General features: G+C 34.7%; 1 protein-coding gene. It reads left to right on the top strand.

Annotated features, from left to right (window positions below; all coding sequences use genetic code 11):
- Window positions 1–767: 767 nt before the first annotated feature.
- Window positions 768–3,056, top strand: coding sequence for an EAL domain-containing protein (locus HMPREF9444_RS07185; protein ID WP_009143742.1), 2,289 nt, complete (start codon window positions 768–770; stop codon window positions 3,054–3,056).
- Window positions 3,057–3,085: the final 29 nt, after the last annotated feature.

Raw genomic sequence — 3,085 nt, 5'->3', positions numbered from 1 at the left:
CTAATTTTTCATATGCTTAAGGACATGGATATGTAAAACTCTTGTTAATGAAAAAACAGCTTTTACATATGAACTTATTGAAAAGAAAGCCGCACGAGCAACTTTTGACATCTTAAAAAACACTGCAGCTCCGCAAAATATCTTAAAAAATCATCAAATAAGCTATAAAACAGGCACTTCATACGACTTCATTGATGCTTTATCCATAGGAAGCAGCGGACGCTACACTGCAGGTGTTTGGATAGGAAAACCTGACGGAAGTTCTAACTATCCGAAAACCGGCTATACTGCCGCTGCCCCTATTCTTTATGCTCTTTTAGGATCTTTACCGCAACAGCAATTAGCAAAAGAAGAATTACCTCTTACTGGTGCCTTATCTCCGCTGCCGCCTCAGTACTTAGAAAGTCTTTCACAAAGTACTGCATCGAACCGTTTAACAACTAAAAAAAGCAGTATAAAGCAACAAATTAAAATCACTTTTCCCCAAAACAACAGCAAAGTAAAAGCCACCGATGAAGGATACGTAAACGTAATTATTGAGGGTGGTATTGCTCCTTATACTCTTTATGTAGACGGTATAGAGCAAGAAAATGCGTTCTGCTTTAAAGTTACAGAAAGCGGTTATTATGACTTATGCGCAATTGATAATGACGGAGATGAAAGCTTAATTACAATCCAAGTTTTTACGTGATTTAAATTTAGATTTTACACAATATCTGCAAACATCCGTAAAAAGTGTCCTACACTCAAAATAAGAGGACGTTTTTATGGATATATTTTTTGATGAAACGCAAATAAAAAAGAAATTGCGACGTATCACCATAATATCTGTCCTGACTATAGTGATATTGTCAGGACTTATTTTTACGTCCTATTCCTCAATAAAATTATATTTAAGCAGTGCCTATACACATATGGTGCACACCGAATCCAATGAAATTGCCGTAACTTTAAAACGCGAAATATTAGGAGATCTAAATGCAATAAAAACCTTAGCCATTTTTACCAAAGACGCAGAAATGCTGAAATTGCAGCTGCCTAACCGCAACCTGCAGTCATCAAACTTTGATATTATCGGTTTTTGGAATCCTGACGGCTCCTGCACACAGGTTTCCTTGAGCGGAGTAAAGACTAATACTGATTTTTCACAATTGGCTCTTGAAGTTCAGATAGCAATAATCCATGCCTTTGAAGGTCAAAGTGCAATATCAGATCCTTATTTTTCAACTTCTGCCGACAAAAGGTTATGTACCGTATGTGTTCCTATAAGAGATGAAAACAACGATATCATTGCCGTTTTAAGCGGTGCTAAAGATTTAACTAATTTTAACCGTACTTTATTAAGAGCATCCGAACGTTTTCCTGAAATTAACTCCGTTTTAGTAACAAGAAAAGGCAAAATTGTTGCTAAAGTATTGGAGCCTCTATTTCAAAACCAGAATGCATCCAATATATTCGATTTGCCTTTGTTCAATGACGAAATTAAGCAAAAACTAAATGAGGCATTACAAAAACAGCACCCTTCCAATATAAACATTCAATATTTAAATAATGATTACACCATGCATGTAAACCCTATAGTGGTAAATGACTGGTTTTTGATAACTCTTGAAATTGCCAAACTGACAGACACCCCTGGCTATTCTTCGTTAATTGCTGTTATTTACACTTTAGCCTTTTTACTAATCTGCGGACTTATAAGCGCTATCGTTTCTTATATTTACATTCGCCGCGGCTATAACAAACAACTTGAACTTGCTTCCTTTGACCTTTTAACTGGAGCTTATAATATTTTTAAATTCAAAAAAGAACTTAGCAATATTTCTTTTAAAGAAAAAGAAGTTACCTTAATTGCTTTAAATATCCGGGATTTTCATTATCTCAATGAAATTGCCGGAACCGAAGTCTGTAATGAAATTTTAAAAACTATTGTAGTATCAACAAAAAACTTTAAAGAGATCATCTATAAATGCAGGACTAGAGTCGATCAGTTTTATTTATTAATAACCCCCACAGATCCTATTGCCATTAACAAACTCTTTTTTGAATTTATACATACTATTGAAAACAACTTAAGTAATTTTTCAATTCAGCTGCCGATAGTTTTCTATGCTTCTTATGCAATCAGTTCTGCAAACGATAACGACTCAACTTTATTACATAAAGTTGATTTCGTACAAAAACAAATGAAAAAATCTTATGTACATAAGCTTGAAGCATATGATGACAAGACCCATCAACAAGAGAAATTCATCAAACAAATCGAAGGCAAAATGCGTCAGGCGCTTGAAAATGATGAATTTAAAATTTATCTGCAGCCGAAAATTGAAGTATCAAGCGGTAAACTAGTGTCCGCTGAAGCCGTCGTGCGTTGGCATCAAGCTGACGGAAGTATTATTTTCCCCAACAGCTTTATAAGTATTTTTGAAGAAAACGGATTTTGCGTTGATCTGGACTTGTATAACTTTCAAAAGATATGCCTCATCATTAAACAATGGCAGCAGCAATTTAAAACCAACCTCAATATATCCATAAATCAAAGTATGAATCTTCTGCTAAGAAAAGATTATATTGCTAATATTCATAGAATTATTGATAAAACTGAAGTAGATCCTAAACTCATAACGATCGAAATTTTAGAAAGTATTGCCGCTCAAAATATCAATGAACTTATAAATTGTGTCAACAATATACACTTTCTCGGATTACAAGTTGCCTTAGATGATTTCGGCAGCGGCTATTCCTCATTAAATGTACTGGCCAAAATAAAAATCGACGAATTAAAATTCGACAAAGAGTTTTTGCTGGAAAAAGATCCGATAAAACAAAAATACAATGAAGAAATTCTGCGGCATATGACCGAGCTTGCCGCTTCCTTTAACATAAAGACGGTTGCAGAAGGATGTGAGACTGCGCAAAATTTAAGTTTTCTTAAGAAAATCAACTGCAATATTGCTCAAGGATTTTTCTTTGATAAGCCGCTATCTCTTGAGAACTTTATAGAAAAATACCTGACAAACAAAAACTCTGCGCTTACGAGCAAACCATCTGCTTGACATCCTCACCGGCCTAAAGGCCGATGATT

This window comes from Succinatimonas hippei YIT 12066, assembly GCF_000188195.1.
Classification (GTDB): domain Bacteria; phylum Pseudomonadota; class Gammaproteobacteria; order Enterobacterales; family Succinivibrionaceae; genus Succinatimonas; species Succinatimonas hippei.
Note: the sequence above shows the minus strand (reverse complement) of the source record. Positions and strands in the feature narration are given on the sequence as shown.

What these genes read in the sequence shown, in the direction of transcription:
- HMPREF9444_RS07185 (WP_009143742.1), top strand. Translation starts at nt 768, where the DNA reads ATGGATATATTTTTTGATGAAACGCAAATAAAAAAGAAATTGCGACGT.